Here is a 537-nt window from a genome sequence, read left to right as displayed (position 1 = left end):
GGTGAGATGACAGGATTGGGTGAAAGACTGATTGCACTGGCCACAGATAAAGGGCCTGCTCCCTGTGTGGGAGCGCTTATGTTTGGTGAGATTGTAGGATGTGGTAAATGTTTTGTTGCACCCGTCCTGATCACAGACAAAAGGTCTGTCCACTGTGTGGGGGTGTTTGTGGGCGGTGACTGCCCCAGGTTGGGGGAAAGACTGACTGCCCCCGTTTTGGTTACAGGCCCTCACGAGATATTCTTTTATATCAAATCCTGTCGTGTTCATGCCGGAGATATTCATGGGCTGCAGATCGCTGTCAGGCTGAATCTGACTCACTTCAGTAAGAATGCCATTTGTATCGAGTGTGCACTCCCCTGCACTGGCGCAAAGAACACTTGAAAATACATCATCCTGCAAAAAATCCGATAATTCTGAAAGTACAGAATCATCCTGCTCCAAGGCCGCCAACTCTGGGAATAGAGTGATCAGAGAAGGAGGTGAAGAAGGCGGAGTGCATAAGATATCAGGATTTTCATTGTGACTGGAAATGCG

1 protein-coding gene is annotated in these 537 nt (G+C 48.6%); it reads left to right on the top strand.

Annotated features, from left to right (window positions below; all coding sequences use genetic code 11):
* The coding region (locus E1189_RS25345; RefSeq protein ID WP_230460256.1) for a hypothetical protein at nucleotides 1-384 on the top strand (384 nt) is incomplete at its 5' end.
* Nucleotides 385-537: the final 153 nt, after the last annotated feature.

The organism is Parendozoicomonas verongulae, assembly GCF_009711465.1.
In the GTDB taxonomy this organism is placed as follows: Bacteria; Pseudomonadota; Gammaproteobacteria; order Pseudomonadales; family Endozoicomonadaceae; genus Sansalvadorimonas; species Sansalvadorimonas verongulae.
The sequence above is the reverse complement of the archived record's forward strand: the minus strand, read 5'-3'. Positions and strand labels throughout refer to the sequence as shown.